This window comes from Allobosea sp. (assembly GCF_051860145.1).
In the GTDB taxonomy this organism is placed as follows: domain Bacteria; phylum Pseudomonadota; class Alphaproteobacteria; order Rhizobiales; family Beijerinckiaceae; genus Allobosea.
The window spans coordinates 1-589 of the sequence record NZ_JBHYEM010000059.1 but is presented as its reverse complement, the minus strand read 5'-3'; the positions used below and the strand labels follow the sequence as shown (position 1 = coordinate 589).

Here is a 589-nt window from a genome sequence, read left to right as displayed (position 1 = left end):
CAGCCGAAGAGCGCAAGCAACGTGGTCCGCAGATCAATGGCTTGCGCGATGCCGTGCAGGATGCGCTGTCGGCGCGCAGGGAGGCGCTGGCCGAAGCTTCGCAGGCGGCGCGCCTCGCCCGCGAAGTCACCGACATCAGCTTGCCTGTCCGGGAGGGGCCTGAGACGCGGGGGCGCATTCACCCCGTGTCGCAGGTGATCGACGAGATCACGGCGATCTTCGCGGATATGGATTTTTCGATCGCCGAAGGACCCGATATCGAGACCGACTACTTGAATTTCACGGCGCTGAACTTCCCGATCGGGCATCCCGCGCGCGAGATGCATGACACGTTCTTCCTGGCGCCGGATGTGAACGGCGAGCGCAAAGTGCTGCGCACCCATACCTCACCGGTCCAGATCAGGACGATGAAAAGCGTCGAGCCGCCGATACGGGTGATTATTCCGGGACGAACCTATCGGCACGACAGCGATCAAACCCATACGCCGATGTTCCATCAGGTCGAGGGGCTGGTGATCGATAAGACGTCCCATATGGGGCATCTCAAGTGGGTGCTGGAGAGTTTCCTCAAGGCGTTCTTCGAGGTCGA

The 589-nt window shown here is 61.5% G+C and carries 1 protein-coding gene; it reads left to right on the top strand.

The annotated features are described in order from the left end of the window. The coding region (locus ACTIF2_RS27690; RefSeq protein WP_439500352.1) for a tRNA ligase subunit PheS family protein at positions 1-589 on the top strand (589 nt) is incomplete at both ends.